The 16,466-nt window shown below is 69.4% G+C and carries 17 protein-coding genes; 10 read left to right on the top strand and 7 right to left on the bottom strand.

Annotation, left to right across the window (positions count from 1 at the left end):
- Window positions 1-22 precede the first annotated feature (22 nt).
- Window positions 23-367, top strand: a complete 345-nt coding sequence (locus IM697_RS24185) for a hypothetical protein (protein WP_228044143.1) — start codon at window positions 23-25, stop codon at window positions 365-367.
- 5 nt (window positions 368-372) lie between these two features.
- On the top strand, window positions 373-1,284 hold the full coding sequence (locus tag IM697_RS24180; protein ID WP_194038197.1) for a hypothetical protein: 912 nt from the start codon (window positions 373-375) through the stop codon (window positions 1,282-1,284).
- Between the two features lie 130 nt (window positions 1,285-1,414).
- Here the strand turns inward: IM697_RS24180 and IM697_RS24175 are convergent, their stop codons facing one another.
- The 3 genes from IM697_RS24175 to IM697_RS24165 form a co-directional block, all read right to left on the bottom strand.
- Entirely contained in the window at window positions 1,415-1,843 is a 429-nt protein-coding gene (locus tag IM697_RS24175) for a VOC family protein (RefSeq protein WP_194038196.1), read from the bottom strand.
- A 305-nt stretch (window positions 1,844-2,148) separates the two neighbouring features.
- Window positions 2,149-2,739, bottom strand: coding sequence for a TetR/AcrR family transcriptional regulator (locus IM697_RS24170; protein ID WP_194038194.1), 591 nt, complete (start codon window positions 2,737-2,739; stop codon window positions 2,149-2,151).
- Between the two features lie 128 nt (window positions 2,740-2,867).
- Window positions 2,868-4,058: an IS110 family RNA-guided transposase gene (locus IM697_RS24165; RefSeq protein ID WP_456115000.1), complete on the bottom strand. Its 1,191-nt coding sequence runs from the start codon at window positions 4,056-4,058 to the stop codon at window positions 2,868-2,870.
- A gap of 232 nt (window positions 4,059-4,290) precedes the next feature.
- Here IM697_RS24165 and IM697_RS24160 point away from each other — a divergent pair, with 232 nt between their 5' ends.
- The 3 genes from IM697_RS24160 (at window position 4,291) to IM697_RS24150 (ending at window position 6,763) form a co-directional block, all read left to right on the top strand.
- The gene (locus IM697_RS24160) at window positions 4,291-5,043 is read left to right on the top strand and encodes an SDR family NAD(P)-dependent oxidoreductase (protein WP_194038192.1); all 753 of its coding nucleotides are present in this window, start codon (window positions 4,291-4,293) and stop codon (window positions 5,041-5,043) included.
- 160 nt (window positions 5,044-5,203) lie between these two features.
- Window positions 5,204-6,142, top strand: coding sequence for a sigma-70 family RNA polymerase sigma factor (locus IM697_RS24155; RefSeq protein WP_265582666.1), 939 nt, complete (start codon window positions 5,204-5,206; stop codon window positions 6,140-6,142).
- 57 nt (window positions 6,143-6,199) lie between these two features.
- Window positions 6,200-6,763: a dihydrofolate reductase family protein gene (locus IM697_RS24150; protein ID WP_194038187.1), complete on the top strand. Its 564-nt coding sequence runs from the start codon at window positions 6,200-6,202 to the stop codon at window positions 6,761-6,763.
- A gap of 135 nt (window positions 6,764-6,898) precedes the next feature.
- On the opposite strand, the gene IM697_RS24145 is transcribed toward IM697_RS24150, so the two are convergent.
- Window positions 6,899-8,395, bottom strand: a complete 1,497-nt coding sequence (locus tag IM697_RS24145) for a vanadium-dependent haloperoxidase (protein WP_228044142.1) — start codon at window positions 8,393-8,395, stop codon at window positions 6,899-6,901.
- Between the two features lie 366 nt (window positions 8,396-8,761).
- Between IM697_RS24145 and IM697_RS24140 the strand changes: the two genes are divergently transcribed.
- Entirely contained in the window at window positions 8,762-9,388 is a 627-nt protein-coding gene (locus IM697_RS24140; protein WP_194038184.1) for a GyrI-like domain-containing protein, read from the top strand.
- Between the two features lie 67 nt (window positions 9,389-9,455).
- On the opposite strand, the gene IM697_RS24135 is transcribed toward IM697_RS24140, so the two are convergent.
- Together IM697_RS24135 and IM697_RS24130 are read right to left on the bottom strand one after the other, a co-directional pair.
- Window positions 9,456-10,346, bottom strand: a complete 891-nt coding sequence (locus IM697_RS24135) for a hypothetical protein (RefSeq protein WP_228044141.1) — start codon at window positions 10,344-10,346, stop codon at window positions 9,456-9,458.
- 470 nt (window positions 10,347-10,816) lie between these two features.
- Window positions 10,817-11,392, bottom strand: coding sequence for a TetR/AcrR family transcriptional regulator (locus IM697_RS24130; protein WP_194038181.1), 576 nt, complete (start codon window positions 11,390-11,392; stop codon window positions 10,817-10,819).
- Between the two features lie 104 nt (window positions 11,393-11,496).
- Here IM697_RS24130 and IM697_RS24125 point away from each other — a divergent pair, with 104 nt between their 5' ends.
- From IM697_RS24125 to IM697_RS24115, 3 genes are all read left to right on the top strand, one after another.
- Window positions 11,497-11,658 carry a hypothetical protein gene (locus IM697_RS24125; RefSeq protein WP_194038179.1) on the top strand — a complete coding sequence of 54 codons (162 nt, stop codon included), beginning with the start codon at window positions 11,497-11,499 and terminating at the stop codon, window positions 11,656-11,658.
- Between the two features lie 5 nt (window positions 11,659-11,663).
- On the top strand, window positions 11,664-12,221 hold the full coding sequence (locus IM697_RS24120; RefSeq protein WP_228044140.1) for a hypothetical protein: 558 nt from the start codon (window positions 11,664-11,666) through the stop codon (window positions 12,219-12,221).
- Window positions 12,222-12,676: 455 nt separating this feature from the next.
- The gene (locus IM697_RS24115; protein WP_194038174.1) at window positions 12,677-13,201 is read left to right on the top strand and encodes an NUDIX hydrolase; all 525 of its coding nucleotides are present in this window, start codon (window positions 12,677-12,679) and stop codon (window positions 13,199-13,201) included.
- 66 nt (window positions 13,202-13,267) lie between these two features.
- On the opposite strand, the gene IM697_RS44905 is transcribed toward IM697_RS24115, so the two are convergent.
- Complete coding sequence (locus IM697_RS44905; protein ID WP_228044139.1) at window positions 13,268-15,121, bottom strand: helix-turn-helix domain-containing protein; 1,854 nt, start codon at window positions 15,119-15,121, stop codon at window positions 13,268-13,270.
- 180 nt (window positions 15,122-15,301) lie between these two features.
- On the opposite strand from IM697_RS44905, the gene IM697_RS24105 reads away from it, so the two are divergent.
- Window positions 15,302-16,384 (top strand): ArsR/SmtB family transcription factor, encoded by a 1,083-nt coding sequence (locus IM697_RS24105; protein WP_322734529.1) that lies wholly within the window; start codon window positions 15,302-15,304, stop codon window positions 16,382-16,384.
- The last annotated feature ends 82 nt before the right edge of the window (window positions 16,385-16,466 follow it).

Here is a 16,466-nt window from a genome sequence, read left to right as displayed (position 1 = left end):
CGACCGAGGGAAGGGGGAGCGGGTGGACGCCGAACGATCGGCCCTGACCACGCTGTGCCAGGAGTTCGACGAGCTGATCGGCGAGACCAGGCTCCACTCCACGGAACGTCAGGAACTGCTGGAACGGATCGTGATCGAGGCGCGGGCCCGGCGCCCGTTGCTCGCCTTGCTGGGTCAGTTGCTCAACACCGATCGTGAGACCACCCTGCGGACGCTCGCGACGGGACTGCCGGGAGCCGGGCCGGGCACCGCCCGTCAGGAGACCTTCCGCTGCCCGGACGGCGCCTGCGACCGAACGGCCGTGCCGCCCCCTGCGGGAGCGGTCCCGCGCTGCGCCGTCCTGGGCCGGCTCATGGAGCGGGGGTAGCGCAAGTGGGCGGTTTCTTAGACCAGTTGGCCAAGACCTTGGCCGATCGGTGGGTCAGCCTGCTGGTACTGCCCGGTGCGTTCTTCCTCGGCACGGCGTGGCTGTCCGTCGGGCTTGGCCATGCAGAGGCGTGGAACGTCCCGCTGTTGACCCGGCGGACCGAGGACGCCGCCGCCACGGTCGCGGACCTGCCGGCCGGGGCACAGGCGCTGCTCGTCGTGGCCGTGCTGGCGGCCGCCGCTGGTGTGGGCTTCGTCGTACAGGCGCTGGCCGGAGTCACCCGGCGCGTCTGGCTGGGGCAGTGGCCCCGCCCCCTCGACCCGGTCGCGGTGGCGCGGACGGCGCGCCGGCGTGCGCGGTGGCACCAACTCGTCGAGGAACGCCGGACACTCGAACGCGCGACCCCGGGCACACGCACCCGCGAGCAGCAGGACCAGATCGACACCGTGGCCGAGCGCATCACCCGACTGGCCATGGCTGAACCGGGCAGGCCGACCTGGATGGGCGACCGTATCCACGCGGTGGAGTCGATCGCGTACCACCGCTACGGACTCGACCTGGCCTATGGCTGGTCGAGGCTCTGGCTGGTTCTCCCCGACCCGGCACGTGCCGAACTCACCGCCGCGCACTCGGCGTTCGCCGCCGCGGTCGCCACTGGTACCTGGGCCGTGCCCTACCTTCTGCTCACCGCGGTGTGGTGGCCTGCCGTGCTGGTCGCCGCGGGCATCGGCCTGACCGGCTGGGTCCGCGCCCGCGCCGCCATGGCCGATCTCACCACCCTGACCGAGGCCGTCCTCGACCTGCACGGCCGTACGCTGGGGGCCGCGCTGGGAGTCGGCGATCCCACGGAGGAGACCGGTCCGCTCACGATCGGCGAGGGCGAACGCATCACCGACCTTGTGCGCAAGGGCCGCTAGGGCGCGAGCCGATCCCGAGCGTGACCGGCGACGATGCGTCCGGCGTCGGTGACGGCTCCGGCTGGAAGCCGCCCTCCTGCGCCCCCGGCGACCTCACCCGAGTCATCCCTTGATCACAGCCTGTCGCGGTCTAAGGGCGGACGTAAGGCCGAGTCATGACCTCCATGTTGTGACCGTCCGGGTCGTCGAAGTAGGCGCCGCGACCACCGAATAGACGGTTGATCCGGCCGGGTTGGGTGTGGCTGGGGTCGGCGTAGTAGGTGACCCCGACCGCCTCCAGGCGGGTGATGACGGCGTCGAACTGCTCGTCGGGGACGAGGAAGGCGTAGTGCTGCGACTGGATCGGCTCGTCCCTCTTCTCGTAGTAGTCGAGCGTCACGCCGTTGCCGAGGTCGACGGGCAGGAACGGCCCGAAGGGGGCGCCGACCCTCAAGCCCAGGACCGCGGCGAGGAACTCGGCAGACAGGTGCCGGTCGCTTGCGTAGATGGCGGTGTGGTTCAGTTGGACGCCTGCCGCCGGCAGTTCGGATTCATGTGGGTGCTGCTGGTCATGGGACATCAGTGGTGTGTCTCCGGTCTTGGGATCCGCTGGAATGGGGCGCCGTATGCGGGCGCCGGGAGCTAAGACGCGGAGAAGGGGGCGGGCCTCTTGCCCGCCTCGTGCTCACGCCGAGGCCGGGAACCTCACTCGTGCGTGGCCCATGGCCGACCCGGCAGTCACCCGAGCGACCTTAGTGACTGTCACAGGCGGGGGGCAACATACCGGCCGGACGCCGGGACCGTGGCAGGAAGGCATGGCCCGCCGGAGTGAGAGCCACCCGGCGAGGCGACCTGTCGAAGAGTTGGTGCCGCAGCTTCCCGCTTCTAGGGACGAGGGAGCAGCGCCAGAGCGGTCTCAGCGGCGCTGCGCAGCGTCTCCGGGCTGCTGCCTCCCTTGCCGAGTGCTTCGATGCCGCGGAGCACGGCCAGCACGAGGGCCCCGAGCCCGCCCGGGTCAGCATCGGCGCTGATGCCGCCCGAGCGCTGAGCGGCTGCGATGGAGTCGGCCACAAGCCCCTCCAAGACGGCAAAGGTGCGTTGTGCGATCGCACGGATCTCGGGGTCGAGACCTGACAGCTCCGCAGTGCCCCGGGCGAGGAGACAGCCTCGCAAGGAAGTGTCGCCCACCGTTGCTTCGGCGATGGCCAGCACCAGAGCGCTCAGGCGGGCAAGCGCACCCTCGTCCGGTCCGTCGAGGCGGCTGCGCACGTCGTCGACCAGTTCCGCGCAGTACTCGTCGAAGGTACGCAGGAACAGTTTTCGCTTGTCACCGAAAGCGCCGTAGAGGCTGCCCTTGCCCAGGCCGGTGTCCTTGAGGATGTCATCCACGCTGGTCGCCGCGTATCCGCAGGACCAGAACCGGTCTCGAACAAGCTGCAGTACTTGGGCCTCGTCGAACTTTCGGGGTCGTGCCATGCCTCCACCATACCCAGTTCTTGACCGTACCGTCCAGAAAGGATTAGGTTCTGGACGGAGCGGTCAAGAACTCCGCTTTCCACGAAAGACGGCTACACGCCATGGAAAGGAACTTCCCAATCGTGATGTCAAGCCGCGAGTGTGACGGGAGGTGTCTCGTGGTAGCACTCTCCGTCACGGATCATCGCCCACAGCACGTTGACCCGGCGGCGAGCGAGAGCCAGCAGTGCTTGCTTGTGTCCCTTGCCCTCCCGCCGCTTCCGGTCGTAGTAGGCCTTCGAGGCCGGACAGCACTGCAGGCTGACCATCGCCGACAAATACAGCGTCCGCAGCAGTCCACGGTGATATCGCTTAGGCCGGCGCAGGTTTCCACTGACCCGACCGGAATCGCGTGGCTGTGGAGCCAGTCCGGCGAATCCGGCCAGGCGGTCGGAGCTGCCGAAGACAGCCAAGTCGCCGCCGGTAGCGGCGATGAACTCCGCTCCGAGCCTGGGACCCATGCCAGGCAGACTGCGGATCACCTCAGCGTGCGGGTGCTGACGAAATGTCGCCTCGATGAGAGTCTCCAGCTCCGCGATCTCTGCATCGAGGTCCATGACCGCCTTCGCGAGGCGGGCCACCATGGCGGCAGCCAGCTTCTCCCCGGGCAACGCGGTCAGTTGCCCCTGGGCGGTCTCCACGGCCGTGCGGGCGAGCGTTGCGGCGCCGCGGACCTTACGGTTCTTCAGCCAGGTCTCGATGCGCCGAACACCCGCGCGACGGATGGCGGCCGGGCTCTGGTAGCCGGTCAGCAGCATGACTGGCCCCTTGAGGGTCAGGTCCAGCGCCCGCTCCAGGCCGGGAAAGATTTCCAGGAGCTGGGCTCGCAGCCGGTTGATCTGCCGGGTTCGGTCGAAGACCACATCCAGGCGACGGGCGGTCAGGGTGCGCAGGTCGACGGCGATGTCGTCGCCCGGCCGAAGCAGGCCGAGGTCACGCCGGACGCGTGCCTGGTCGGCGATGACGAAGGCGTCTTTGGCGTCCGTCTTCCCCTCGCCCCGGTAGGTGCCCGACGCGCGATGAACCGCGAAGCCGGTCAGATAGGCCACCGGCTGGCCGTGGTTGACCAGCAAGCCGAGCAGCAGCGCGGCCCCGCCGTGGTTGAGGTCGACGGCCCACAGCGCGTCCGGGGATATCGCCAGCACGTCGCCGATCAGCTGAAGCAGGTCGGACTCGTCGTTCTGGACGCGGCGGGACAGCAGCCGTTCACCATTCGTGTTGATCACCACGCAGTGGTGATGCGTCTTGCCGATGTCCACTCCGGCCCAGATCTGGGGCACGGTCACCTCCGCCAGCTCGTCGTCGATCAATCCCGCAGACGACCTCGCCGGCGTGGTCCTACACAGCGATCGAGTCGCATCTCCCAATTGGCGGTCGAGTCGTCGCGGAGCTCCGGGCGGCCAAGTTCCTTGAGCCATCCAACGGCTCTCCGATGACAGCCATACCCGCAGCCCCTGGGCCCACCGATCTTACGAATGACCAGTTCTGACCCCCTTGAAAGGTAGGACTCCGATGACTTCCCTGAACGGGAAAACAGCTCTCATCACCGGCGCTTCCAGCGGCATCGGGAAGGCGATCGCGCGGCGCTTCGCGGAGGACGGTGCCCGCGTCTACCTGACCGGGCGTCGCAAGGACGAACTCGAGGCGGCCGCGGCGCAGATCGGTCCCGCCGCCATCGCCGTGCGGTGCGACGTTGCGCGAGCAGCCGACCTCGACCATGTCATCGATGTCATCCGCGGAGACGGACGGCAGCTGGACGCTGTCGTGGCCAACGCCGGCCTCGCTGTCCTGACCAGCCTCGCGGATGCCACGGAAGAGCAGTACGACCACGTCTTCGGCGTGAACACCAAGGGAACCCTGCTGACCGTACAGAAGGCCCTGCCGCTGCTGACGGAGGGGGCCTCGGTCATCCTCCTCAGCTCCACGACCAGCCACCAGGGAGTCGCGGGCATGGGCCTGTACGCCGCGTCCAAGGCCGCAATTCGCAACCTGGGCCGCGCCTGGGCGGCCGAGCTGGCTGCCCGGCAGATTCGCGTCAACGTCATCACGCCCGGCCCCGTCGCCACCCCGGGCATCGAGAACCTGGCAGAACTCAACGGCATGAGCACGGCCGACTTCCACGGCATGCTGGCGTCCCAGCTTCCGTTGCGGCGGATGGGCCGGCCAGAGGAAGTCGCCGCAGTGGCCGCCTTCCTCGCCGGACCGGAGAGTTCATTCGTCACCGGCGCCGAATACTTCGTGGACGGGGGACAGCTCCAGGTCTGAGCGATGCCCTCCCTGTGACAGGGCGCGGCCACTTCCCGCCCCGGCGTACGACGGGGTGTCCTTCTTGTGCCGTGCCTTGTGCCATGCCGCGCAATCGTCGGCAGGGTGACGCGCTCACGGACCTCGGGGACGTAGGACCAGTGTGCGGCATGATGATCCGATGGACTTCGAGCCGTACCGGGGTGAACTGGTGGCGTTCTGCTATCGGATGCTGGGCTCGTTCCACGAGGCCGAGGACCTGGTGCAGGAGACGCTGCTGCGCGCTTGGAAGGCCCGCGACCGGTACGACCCGGCGCGCGCCTCTGTGCGGACCTGGCTGTACCGGATCGCGACCAATGCGTGCCTGACCGCGCTGGAGGGACGCGGCCGGCGTCCCTTGCCGTCCGGGTTGGGGGTGCCGAGCGACGATCCCGGGGCGCCGCTGGTGCCGGCGCTCGACGTGCCCTGGCTGGAGCCGTTCCCCGACCCGAGGTTCGACGTGGAGGTCAGGGCCGATCTGCGGCTCGCCTGGGTGGCGGCGGTGCAGGTCCTGCCGGCGCGGCAACGGGCGGTGCTGGTGTTGCGCGAGGTGCTGGGGTTCACCGCCGCTGAGGTCGCCGAGCAGTTGGGGACCACGGTCGCGGCGGTCAACGGCGCGCTGCAGCGCGCCCGTGCCGCCCTCGCGGGCGTGGGGGATGCCGGTGCCGTGACCGAGCCGGATGATCCAGAGGTGCGGGCGGTCGTCCAGCGGTACATGCGGGCGTTCGAGGCGGCGGATGTCCCCGCGTTGGTGCGACTGCTGGCCGACGACGTGGTGATGGAGATGCCGCCGGTGCCGCTGTGGTTCCGAGGCAGTCGGGACTACGGACGGTTCATGGAGCGGGTTTTCGACATGCGGGGCACGGGCTGGGGCATGCGGGCGCTGACCGCCAACGGGCAGCCCGCGCTCGCCGCGTACGCGCCGGAGCCCGGAGGCGGGCACCGTCTGCACACCCTGCAGGTCTTCACCGTCATCGACCGCCGCATCGCCCACAACGTCGTGTTCGCCGATCCACGCGTCTTCGACCCCTTCGAGCTGCCGCGCGACATTCCCGCGGGCGAGTTCCGCAGCGAGCGATGAGTCCGGGCGGTGCGGCCGGTACGTACCGGTGAGCACCGAACCGAAGGGAAACTCATCGTGAGTGTCATCGTCATCGAGTTCGTCACCCTGGACGGAATCGTGTCCGACCCGGACGGGTCCGTCGGCACGCCGCTGGGCGGCTGGGCGTTCCGGCACTGCCCGGAGGCGGTCGCCGGGGACAAGTTCCGGCTCGGCCACACGCTGGACGAGGGGGTGCTGCTCCTCGGGCGCACCACCTGGCAGCTGTTCTCGCGTATCTGGCCCGGCCGCGACGACCCGTTCGCCACGCGGATGAACGCCGTGCCGAAGTTGGTCGCCTCCCGCACCCTGACCCACACCGACACGGCGGCGTGGGCGAACTCCCAGGTTCTGGACGGCGACCCGGCGGACGCCGTCAAACGCGAGCGGCGGGACGTGGTTGTCGCCGGAAGCCTGAGCGTCGTCGACCGGCTGAGGGCCGCGGACATGGTCGACGAGTACCGGCTGCTGACCTTCCCCACCGTCCTCGGCACCGGCCGGCGGCTCTTCCCGGCCGACGGCCCCCACGCCGAACTGGAGTGCCTGGCGGCCGAGCAGGCAGGTGCCGCCGTCCTCACCCGCTACCGCAGGGCCGCCCGATGACCGTCCGGTTCATCGCCCTGTACGGGACACCCGCGGACTCCGCGGCATGATCCTCACCGCTCTCCGCGCACCGCGCTGACCGGCCTGGTGCCGCCGGGGAACTCGGCGGCACCAGGCCGGCAGGTCCGGAGGCGGTCAGATGGCGAGAGTGGTGCCGTCGAAGCGGCTCAGAGTGAAGACCGCGTCCTCCAGCGTGGCCTCCTTGGCCTCGCGCAGGACACCGATGGCGATCTCCTCACCAAGGTGGACGGCCTGGGTGTAGTCGGTGCGCCAGTGCACGCCGGCCATGTTGCGGCCGGTGGCGATGTTGCCGGCGACCTTGTTGAGCTCGCCGCCGACGGTGAGCCGGTCGGCGTCAGGGCCGGTGTACGGCTCCAGGGCGGTGCCGTCCGTGGAGGGGACGACCGGGTCGGCCAGGATGTGTGACTCGTCGAACCATGCCTTGAGGATGGTCACGCACGCCCCTGCGACCGTGGCGTGTCCGGATCCGTACGAGGGATGGGTCGGGCTGCCCTCCGGGAAGGCCTGCGGCAGCAGGTAGCTGCCGTGCTTCTCGAAGACCCGCTTCACGGCGACGGAGTCCAGCACGCCGGAGTCGATCGGGTACTCGCGCTGCCCGCGCAGCTGCTGGTGGACCCGGCCACCGAACTCCTCCGGCCGCAGGCGCCGGTGCACGTACCACTTCTGGAACCACACCGCCTTCAGCGCGCGGGTGGCCACCTCGGTCACCAGCGAGAGGAGGTGCGGTCCGCCGTACGTCCCGAAGCCGATCTGGTTGCGGGAGAAGTTGTACGGATTGCCCGCGTCCACCGGCGCGTTGCTGCCCAGCAGGATGAGCGCGGCGTTGAGGTACGCCTCGTACAGTGCGTCGAAGTGGACGTAGTGAGCCAGATCGCGCGGGGTCTGGATGTAGCGCCGGGTGGCGAAGTCCCGCTCGTCCGGCTCGGGTTCGGAGCCGTTCTGCACCTCCAGCCAGTCGCCCCAGGTGGTCAGATGGTCGACGGGGCGGACGAGGGTGTCCTGCCGCTGGTCGATCAGCAGCGTGCCGTACGGGATGTCCTTGAGCAGGAACTGCGACAGGTACGGCCCGGCCAGATCGCCCCGGGTGTCCCCCCGGAAGATGGTCTGCGCGGTGACCTGACCGTCCAGCTTCGGTGCCCGGAAGTCCTCCAGCCCGCTCAGTTCACCGGCCGCCTCGGCGACCAGGTCACTCTCGGCGAACCTGGTGAACAGCACATCACGGCACAGCGCCATCCAGTACAGCTCGACGGCCTCGGCGGAGTTCTGCGCACTGTCGATGCGCGGCGCGGGCGGCATGGACAGCGCCTGGGCGTCCGGGCCCTGCGGGTCGAAGGCCAGCCCGGCCTGCGGGTTGACCAGTTTGCGGGTGTCCGCGAGCGGGATCCGTTCGAAGTCCTCGTAGCTGCCCGTGGCCAGCGCCCGGCGCAGCAGGTGGTACGCGGCCGGGGCGACCTCTCCGAACTTGTCGTGCGGCAGCCCCTTGGAGTAGCTCGCGACGAAGGGGTGGTCGGTCTCTTCCCCGTTCGAGGCGTGGACCGGCACGTGGCGCTGGAACTCCGCCTCGGCGGCCCGGACGCGCGCGTCGCGCGCGGCAAAGCGACGATCACTCATTTTGCGAATACCCCCGTGTTCCCCCATGAGTTGTGCGTGACATCGCACTCATGTCATGAGACACCAGGTATCTCGGAATGGTTGTGCGAAAAACGACAATCGGCGACATCTGCACAAATGACGGTCGGGATTCCTCGTAGGGGCCTGGCGGTCAGCTCGGCGAGCGTCCGGGAGTACGCAACCACAGACAGCGTCCTCACCGACCCGCGCTCCTCGCCACTCGCCGAAGACGCCGACCGCCTGATCGACACCCCCATCGATGGTCGACGGGACAGCGACCGGACTGATCTGCTGCGATTACGGATACGTCCAGCTCTACCGTGCCGACAAGCAGGCAACGGCCCACCCACAGGAAGGTTCCTCGGAATGGCCACCAAGTACGACGTCAAACGCCAGTTCAAGAAGTGCTACTCGCCCAAGAACACCGACTGGGAACTCGTCGACATCCCCGAGCTCCACTTCCTCGCCATCGACGGGCATGGCGACCCGAACACCAGCGTCGCGTACCGCCACGCGGTCGAGGCGCTCTACGCGGTCGCCTATTCCGCCAAGTTCGCGAGCAAAGGCGACCTGGGCAGAGACTTCGTCGTGGGCCCACTTGAGGGGCTGTGGTGGGCGGACGACATGGACGATTTCCTGGCCAGGCTCAAGGACAATTGGCGATGGAGACTGCTCATCAGTGTCCCCGACTGGATCACCGGCGGCATGATCGAGGACGCCAAGGACACCGCCCGGACCAAGAAGAAGCTTCCGGCCATTGAGGACGTTCGGTCAGAGACGCTGCACGAGGGCACCAGCGTCCAGGTCCTCCACATCGGTCCTTACGACGATGAGACACCGATCCTGACCAGGCTGCACCACGAGTACCTCCCCGCCAACAATTTGCGGGAGAGGGGATTGCACCACGAGATCTACCTCAGCGACCCCCGCAGGACTGACCCTGCCAAGCTCAGGACAGTTCTGCGGCAACCCGTAGAAGCGCAATCCGGTTGAGGGACGCCGGCCTGCCGGCGGAGCCCGACGCCTGCGAGCGGGAACTCCAGACCGACCGGGCCGGGAATCAGGTGGGGGACAGTGCCAGGGTTTCAGCGAGTCGGTCGACGCCGAAGCCGCTGATCAAAAGGCGTTCCTTACGGTTGCCGGTGAGGAGTTGGCTCCACTCGACGAAGCCGCCGTCGGCGACTTCCAGGTACTGGTCCTCAACACCGGCATAGATCTTGAAGCAGACGTCCGTGTAGTAGCCGCGTCCGGTTGTCCGGTCGGGGTCCTCGAGCACGGCAACGCCTGGAAGCCCGGTGAGGTCACCACCCAGCCGCTCGATGATCGGGCGGCTCGCGTCCTCGAGGCAGGTGAGCTGGATCCGTGTACGCCGGGCCCCGGCGGCGGCGAGCGACCGGGCGGCGAACCCCAGATGTTCGGCCAGCTGCTGGTGCTCGAAGGATCGGTTGCCGGTGTCCCGACCGGCGGTCACCAGGCCGAATATCTGGAAGTGGGCGAGCATCCCGGGGCCGTTGAAGTGCTGTGCACGAGTCACTCGCTGACTGGCCGCCAGCCGGACCGGCGTGGTGGAACGAGGATCCGCGGCCAGGGCCAGGGAACGTCGCAGGGACGCCTCCAGGGCCAATGCGTTCGTCGGGTCGGCGGCGACCTCGCTGCCGCGAACCGTCGCGATCACCTTGCGGGGATCGACGGTCGCGACGGCCGAGTGGGCCGCCAGAGGTAGGACTGGGGCAAGCACGAGCATTTCGAAGTCGTCGGGCAGTGCGGATACCAGGGCGTCTTCGGTGCGGCGCAGGGCGGTGAAGCTGATCGGTGCCGGTGCTACGAACCGATCGCTGCGGTAGCGCCGCATGACCTCCGCCGGCGAGAGCCGGTCCGCTCGGCCCCGGAACACCTCGAGCAGCAGCGTGGTCAGGTCGCTGCCGGACATACCGTCGGTCAGCAGGTCCACCAGCTCCGGATAGCGTCCCAGGACTCGTCGCAGTGCTGGGTTGGCCGGGATTTCCCGATGGGGATCTTCACGCCTCATGGGTAGGGAGTATCGCCGGATGGGTTTCGGCATGACGAGCGATTATCCGGCAGGCCGCCTGTGCGGACTCGACGAGCGCGGAGACCATCGCGCCCGGCGGGGAACGCCTCGGTCAGAGCGCCTTCCAGAAGCCCAGGGAACCGTCGCCGACCGCGAGCACGTGGTGACTTTCTTGGGCTCGTGATGGCCGCTGCGGACCACAGCCGTAGGCCGGCCTCGTCCTGTTGGTCGGCCAACACCGCGTTGGACGCGTTGACTTCGGCTTCCAGGGCCGTCGCGAGCATTCGCCGGACGCCCTCCCGGACGCCCTCCCGGACGCCCTCCCGGACGATCTCGTCGACGAGGGAGCCGTTCCACGACGCTCCGGAGGACGCGCGGCCGTGGGACGTCGGTCAGCCGGGAGGCCGCAACCCGGCCAACGTGACCGTGACGAGCCGCCGTACCGCGGCCTTGGATGTCAGGCCGCCGGCTCCGGCGAGAGCATGCAGGCAGTACCCGGTCAGTTCGTCCGGCGCGACATCGCTGCGGACCTCGCCCGCCCGGACCCCCTCCTCGAGCAGCCCACGGACGAAGTGGCGCAGATGCTGCTCGGCGTGCACGACATGGTCCCCCCGGTGCAGGACGGCGGAGAGTTCCCCGCCATGGCCGCCGCGCTGCTGCTGGATGAACGCATAGCGTTCCAGCACCGCTTCGAGACGCTCACCAGGCGCGCCGGGACGGTCCCGGAGCTCGGCGAGTTCGTCGAGGTGGGCGGCGATCCGGCGTTCATGCCACGCCATCATGATCGACTCGATGTCCGGGAAGTACTTGTACAGCGTGGCCCGGCCGATACCGCTCTTCTCGGCAATCCGTGACATGGTCACGCCGCGCAGCCCATGCTCGGCCACGAGCGCCGCCGTGGTCTCCAGCACCGCGTCGCGAACAGCGCGGCGGTGCTCCTCGATGGTCTCGTTCCACAACTTCGGCACCAGAGCAGTGTACGCAACGCCACCACCAAGACACTATGGCTTGACGTAGACATAGTGTCTCGATAAGAGTTCCTGGTGTGAAAGAACAGCCTGAGGAGACCCGTATGAACGACTCGGCGTCCGAATCCGCACCCGGTGACGGCTCAGCCCCCGCCACCCCACGCTGGGTGAAGCTTTCCGGCACCGTGGCACTGGCCGTGGTCGCGGTGTTCCTCGTCCTGCACCTCACCGGCAGCACGGGCCCCGGCATGCACGGCGGCCACTGATGGTGATGCCGTCCGGCCTCCGCAAGGTCGCCCTGACCGCGCACATCGCCTCCTCGGTCGGCTGGCTCGGGTCGGTGGCAGCCTTCCTGGCGCTCGCGGTCGTCGGGCTGACCGGCGAGGACGCCCAGCGCGTGCGGGGCGCGTATCTCGCCATGCAGGTCACCGGCTGGTACGTGATCGTCCCGCTGGCCTTCGCCTCCCTGCTGACCGGGTTGGTCCAGTCCCTGGGAACGACGTGGGGCCTGCTGCGCCACTACTGGGTACTGGTCAAGCTCGGTCTGACCGCCGTGGCCACCGTCCTCCTCCTTGTGCACATGCGGGTGGTCGACCACGTGGCGGAGACGGCCGCGCAGATGGACCTCTCCGGCTCCCAGCTCGACGGGATGCGGACGCAGCTCGTGTTCGACGCCGCCGCCGGCGTCGCCGTGCTGCTCACGGCGACGGCCCTGTCCGTCTACAAGCCACGCGGCATCACCCGGTATGGATGGCGGGTACAGCGAGCACAGCGGAACCAACGGGCCGACGGAGAGACCGCGGACACGACGGCCCCCGCCCGGGTTTGATCAGACAGACCCCGGCTCAGCTCCGCCCGGTCGCCGCGGCCACGAATGTCGACAACGCGAGGAACAGCCGGTCCACGCTGAGGCAAGCGCGCCGCGCACCGCGAAGTGGCGCACCGAGCTGTCGGCGAAGTGCAGGGACGGCGTCACCGACGATGCCTTGGAACAGCGTGGCGCACCGGCCGGGTCGGTCGGCACGGATGTCGTCAGGGCCGTCGGCTTCGGCGCGGGGGCGGCACGGAGCACAGCCGCGGGGGAGGCTACGGCGATGGCCCGTGCGAGGGGGGCCGGCCGCCACCGCTGCCATACGCCCAGGTGGCTCAGGCGGGCCGCCGGCGCAGCCACATGCGCACGCCGCCAGCACACCGGGCCGCAGCACCTAGATTGGAAGCCGGACCGCTGCCCTGGGCGGCCTCATTTGGGCGGGGCCGCCGCTGACCTTTCGCTGAAGGGAAACCGTGAACGACATCGCTGAGACCGGCGCCGACTTCAGCGCCGCCATCAACGGCCAGCAATGGCATGTCGCGTGGTATCCGCCTCTTGACCCACCGGCGGGTACACCACATGGCGCGGAGGCGGTGTGCGTGGTCGGCGATCGGATCGTCGTCGTGAGCCCGGACGGACAGCGGTGGGGCATGCCCGCCGGTCGCCCGGAGCGGCAGGAGCAGTGGGTCGACACGATGCGTCGAGAGGTCCGTGAGGAAGCCTGCGCCGAGGTGACGGACTGCCGGCTCCTCGGGTTCAGCCGCGGCGTGTGCGTGCGAGGTCCGCAGGAAGGCCTGGTGCTGATCCGGTCGATGTGGCGAGCAGAAGTGCGTCTGGCACCCTGGGAGCCGCGCTTCGAGATGGCCCACCGCCGTCTCGTGCCGGCCGACGAGGCGTTCCGGTCCCTGACCATCCCCGACGGCCTTGGCCCCTTCTACCGCCGACTCTTCGCCGAGGCCGCCATCTCCCTCTCCCTCTCCAACACCCACGACCTCTGACCATCAGCCGACCAGTCGCTGCCGGGCCCGAACCAGTGGGTCAACAGCTGTCGATCTCCTGGGCGTTCACTCCGTACGGTGCTCGATCAGCACTGGTTCCTCGCCGATGCTGATCCGGTCGCCGGGCCGGGCGCGTTCCGTACTGCCGTCCATGTGACGCACGCGGTACGCGCCCTCTTCCAGTGGCACCTCGGCCCGACCGCGAGCGGACCAGTGCACGGTGAACGGTTGGCCGTCCCACCCGCTTCGTCCGTCCCGCTCGAAGCGACAGGAGTACATGCCCGGCGGCAGGCCCATCCGCGCGCCGTGCCCGCAGGCGCTGATCCTGGCACCGTCCAGCCACGCCGCCAGCCGTCCGACGCGCTTCCCGGGCTCCGCCGGCGGTCCGCCCACCAGTTGGACGATGATCGGCACATTGGTGCTGCCCCAGATGTAGAAGTACATCCGCCGCAAGCCGTAGTGCCTCGCGTAGAGCCCCGCGAGATAGAAGCGCACCGCGTAGTCGCGGGCGTGGCGCGCATCGAGCGGCGGCGTCGAGTTGATGTTCCACTCCGGGCCGGTGTTCCACAGCTCCACGTCGTGCACGTTCTCCTCGTGGAGGAGGTTCCGCATGCTCCGGGAGAGCTCGATGATCTCCTCCGGCGGACCGTTCCCCTTGCGCGGCGGCATCTTCAGCGCGGCCGCATGGCAGTATGCGTACGCTCCCGTCCGGGCGAACTCCCGCAGCAGCGCCCGGCCTTTCCTCGTCCACAACGACCCGAAGGACGGGCAGGCCACCCGCGCCTCCGGGTCGACGCGCTCGATGATCCGCGAGGCGCGCTCCACCATTTCGGCGAGGGTGTCGAGGCTCCCCGCGTACATCAGCGGGTGGCTGGGGTAGTCCCACAGCTCGTACGACTCGATGCGGTCGCGGTAGCGCGTGGCGAGGTCCTCCACAAAGCGGTCCCAGACCCTCAGGTCGTCCGGGGGCGAGGCCGAGGAGTCGGCGAAGCCGGACTTCCTGCCCTTCGGGGCGGCCCACCAGGGCGTGCCGCCGATGGTGAAGAGGACCGGCAGCCGGTCCCGCTCGGCGGCCTCGACCAGACGGTCCAGGGTCGTCCAGTCGTACTTGCCCGGGGAGGCTTCGATGGTGCCCCAGCGGGTCTCGCTGTTCCACAGCCGTACGGAACCGGTACGGAAGCCGGGCATACGGCCCGTGTCGCTGTTGATCGTCATGCCGATGAACTCGGGCGCTATCGGGCGTGGGGCCTCGCTCCACGTCGGCCCCTTGGGACGCTGCTCGCCGCCGCCGGTGCCAGCGGCTCCGTCTCCGCCCGTGTGCGCTGTGCCGGTGCTGCCGACTCCTTCAGCGTCATCGCGGCCCCCGCCGCCCTCGTACAAGGCGGTACTTCCGGACGATGCGATGACGAGGGCGACCAGCAGCGCCGCCGGGCGCAGCCAAGTACGCAGCCATAACGGCCGCCGCCGGTCGCCGGGCTCACGCCTGCCGCCCCTGCCGGCGTCGTCGCGGCGGGCCTCCGTCGGGAGCGCGTGTTGCGGCGATTCCACCGCCGTCATCTTCCCCGCCGCCGCCACCGTTTCCACCGCCGCCACCGCCTCCAGCGTCTCCAGCGTCTCCGCCGCCTCCGGTGGCCGCACGTCCTGTTGCCCCGCGTTCCCGGCGGTCTCCCGCCACCACGCGCGGTAGAGCCGGTCCAGCTCCGCGGGGCTTGCCCCGCTCACGCGTGCCACGCGTTCGACCGTGCCGAACGATCCCGGGACGGTGGTGCCCTGGCAGTAGCGGTGGAGAGTGGAACGGCTGAGTCCCGTGCGGTGGGCCAGCGCTGTATAGCTGCGCCCGCTGCGCCGCTTCAGTTCCTCCAGCAGTTCCGCCAGTTCCGATGGTCCCGACTGTCCCGTCGTCGTGCCGTCGGATGACATCGCACCCCTTTCCCCCGCCCCCGATGTGCGGGATGCGTGTACCGACCGTCCCACTGCCGCGAGAAGCCGCAGGTGGTGCCCGTACGGTCGTACCACTGTCCCATCTCACCGTTTCTTCTTGCCACCGAATCAGCCGGGAACGCAAGGTCACAAGGACACCACTCGGGTAACGGGGGAGCGGTGTCGCACGCGCTCGGCACATCGGAGGGCAGCATCATGCTGCGCATGCACTTCACCGCGGGGGACGTCGCGCGTACACGGGTCGCAGACGGGCCGGATCCGTTCTGGGAATCCGTACTGAGCCTGCACAAGGTGTGGGAGAGGCGCCCTGAGCCCGACCTGACCGGCTGGCGCAGGCGCGTCGTCCAGAACGGGCGAGCGTCGCTTCGCCTGCTGTTGCCGCTTGTTCCAGCCCGCGGCTACTTCCCTGACTTCCTCACTCCCGCGGCGAGCGCCGAGGGCGTCGAAGCCGGCCTGGACGCCCTGCTGTCCACACCGCGGCGCGAACTGCGAGACCAGATCGGCCGGTTGGCGACGAGCGGTCCGCCCCTTGGCGGCTGGGTCCGCTCTGTCGCCGAGGGCAGGGCACCCGCGCTCCGGCAACTCGGTGAAGCCCTGCGCGACTACCAGGACATCGCACTCGGCCCGTCGTGGCAGCGTATCCGCGCGCGGGCCGAGTCCGACCGCACCTGGCGCGCCCGCGTCCAGTGGTGCAGCGGTACGGACGCCATGCTCCGCACCTTCGGTCCCGGTATCCGCTGGTGTCCGCCCGTACTGGAGGCCGACTATCCGGTGGACCGGGACATCTGTCTGGACGGTCGCGGGCTGCTGCTGATCCCGTCGTACTTCTGCCGCCGTACGCCGGTCGCGCTGGCCGACCCGACCCTGCCGCCGACGCTCGTCTATCCGGTCTCGCCGGGCCATCCGGTGCGGTCTCCGGCGACGGGGGCGCCAGCGACGACGGATGCCGTGGGCACGCATCTCGCGCACCTCCTCGGGCACACCAGGGCCGCGGTCCTTCAGGCTCTCGGCGGCGACTGCACCACCAGTGAGCTGGCCCGGCGCGCCGGGGTGTCCATCTCCTCGGCCAGCGAGCACGCCGCGGTCCTGCGCGGCGCCGGTCTGGTCTCCAGCACCCGGCAGCGCAACGCGGTACGCCACTCGCTCACTCCTGTAGGCCTCGCCCTCCTCGACGGCAGCCCCTCCCAGGCACCGAGCGAGCCATCCGCACCGGCCAACCGCTTCCGCACACAGGGTTGTTGACCGCCCGACCCCCGCCTTGTACCTCACGTCCAGTGCCGTGACCGCATAGGTTGACCGGGTTCAGCCCTGCCCTAAGATCCAT

The sequence above is a fragment of the Streptomyces ferrugineus genome (assembly GCF_015160855.1).
Classification (GTDB): Bacteria; Actinomycetota; Actinomycetes; order Streptomycetales; family Streptomycetaceae; genus Streptomyces; species Streptomyces ferrugineus.
Note: the sequence above shows the minus strand (reverse complement) of the source record. Positions and strands in the feature narration are given on the sequence as shown.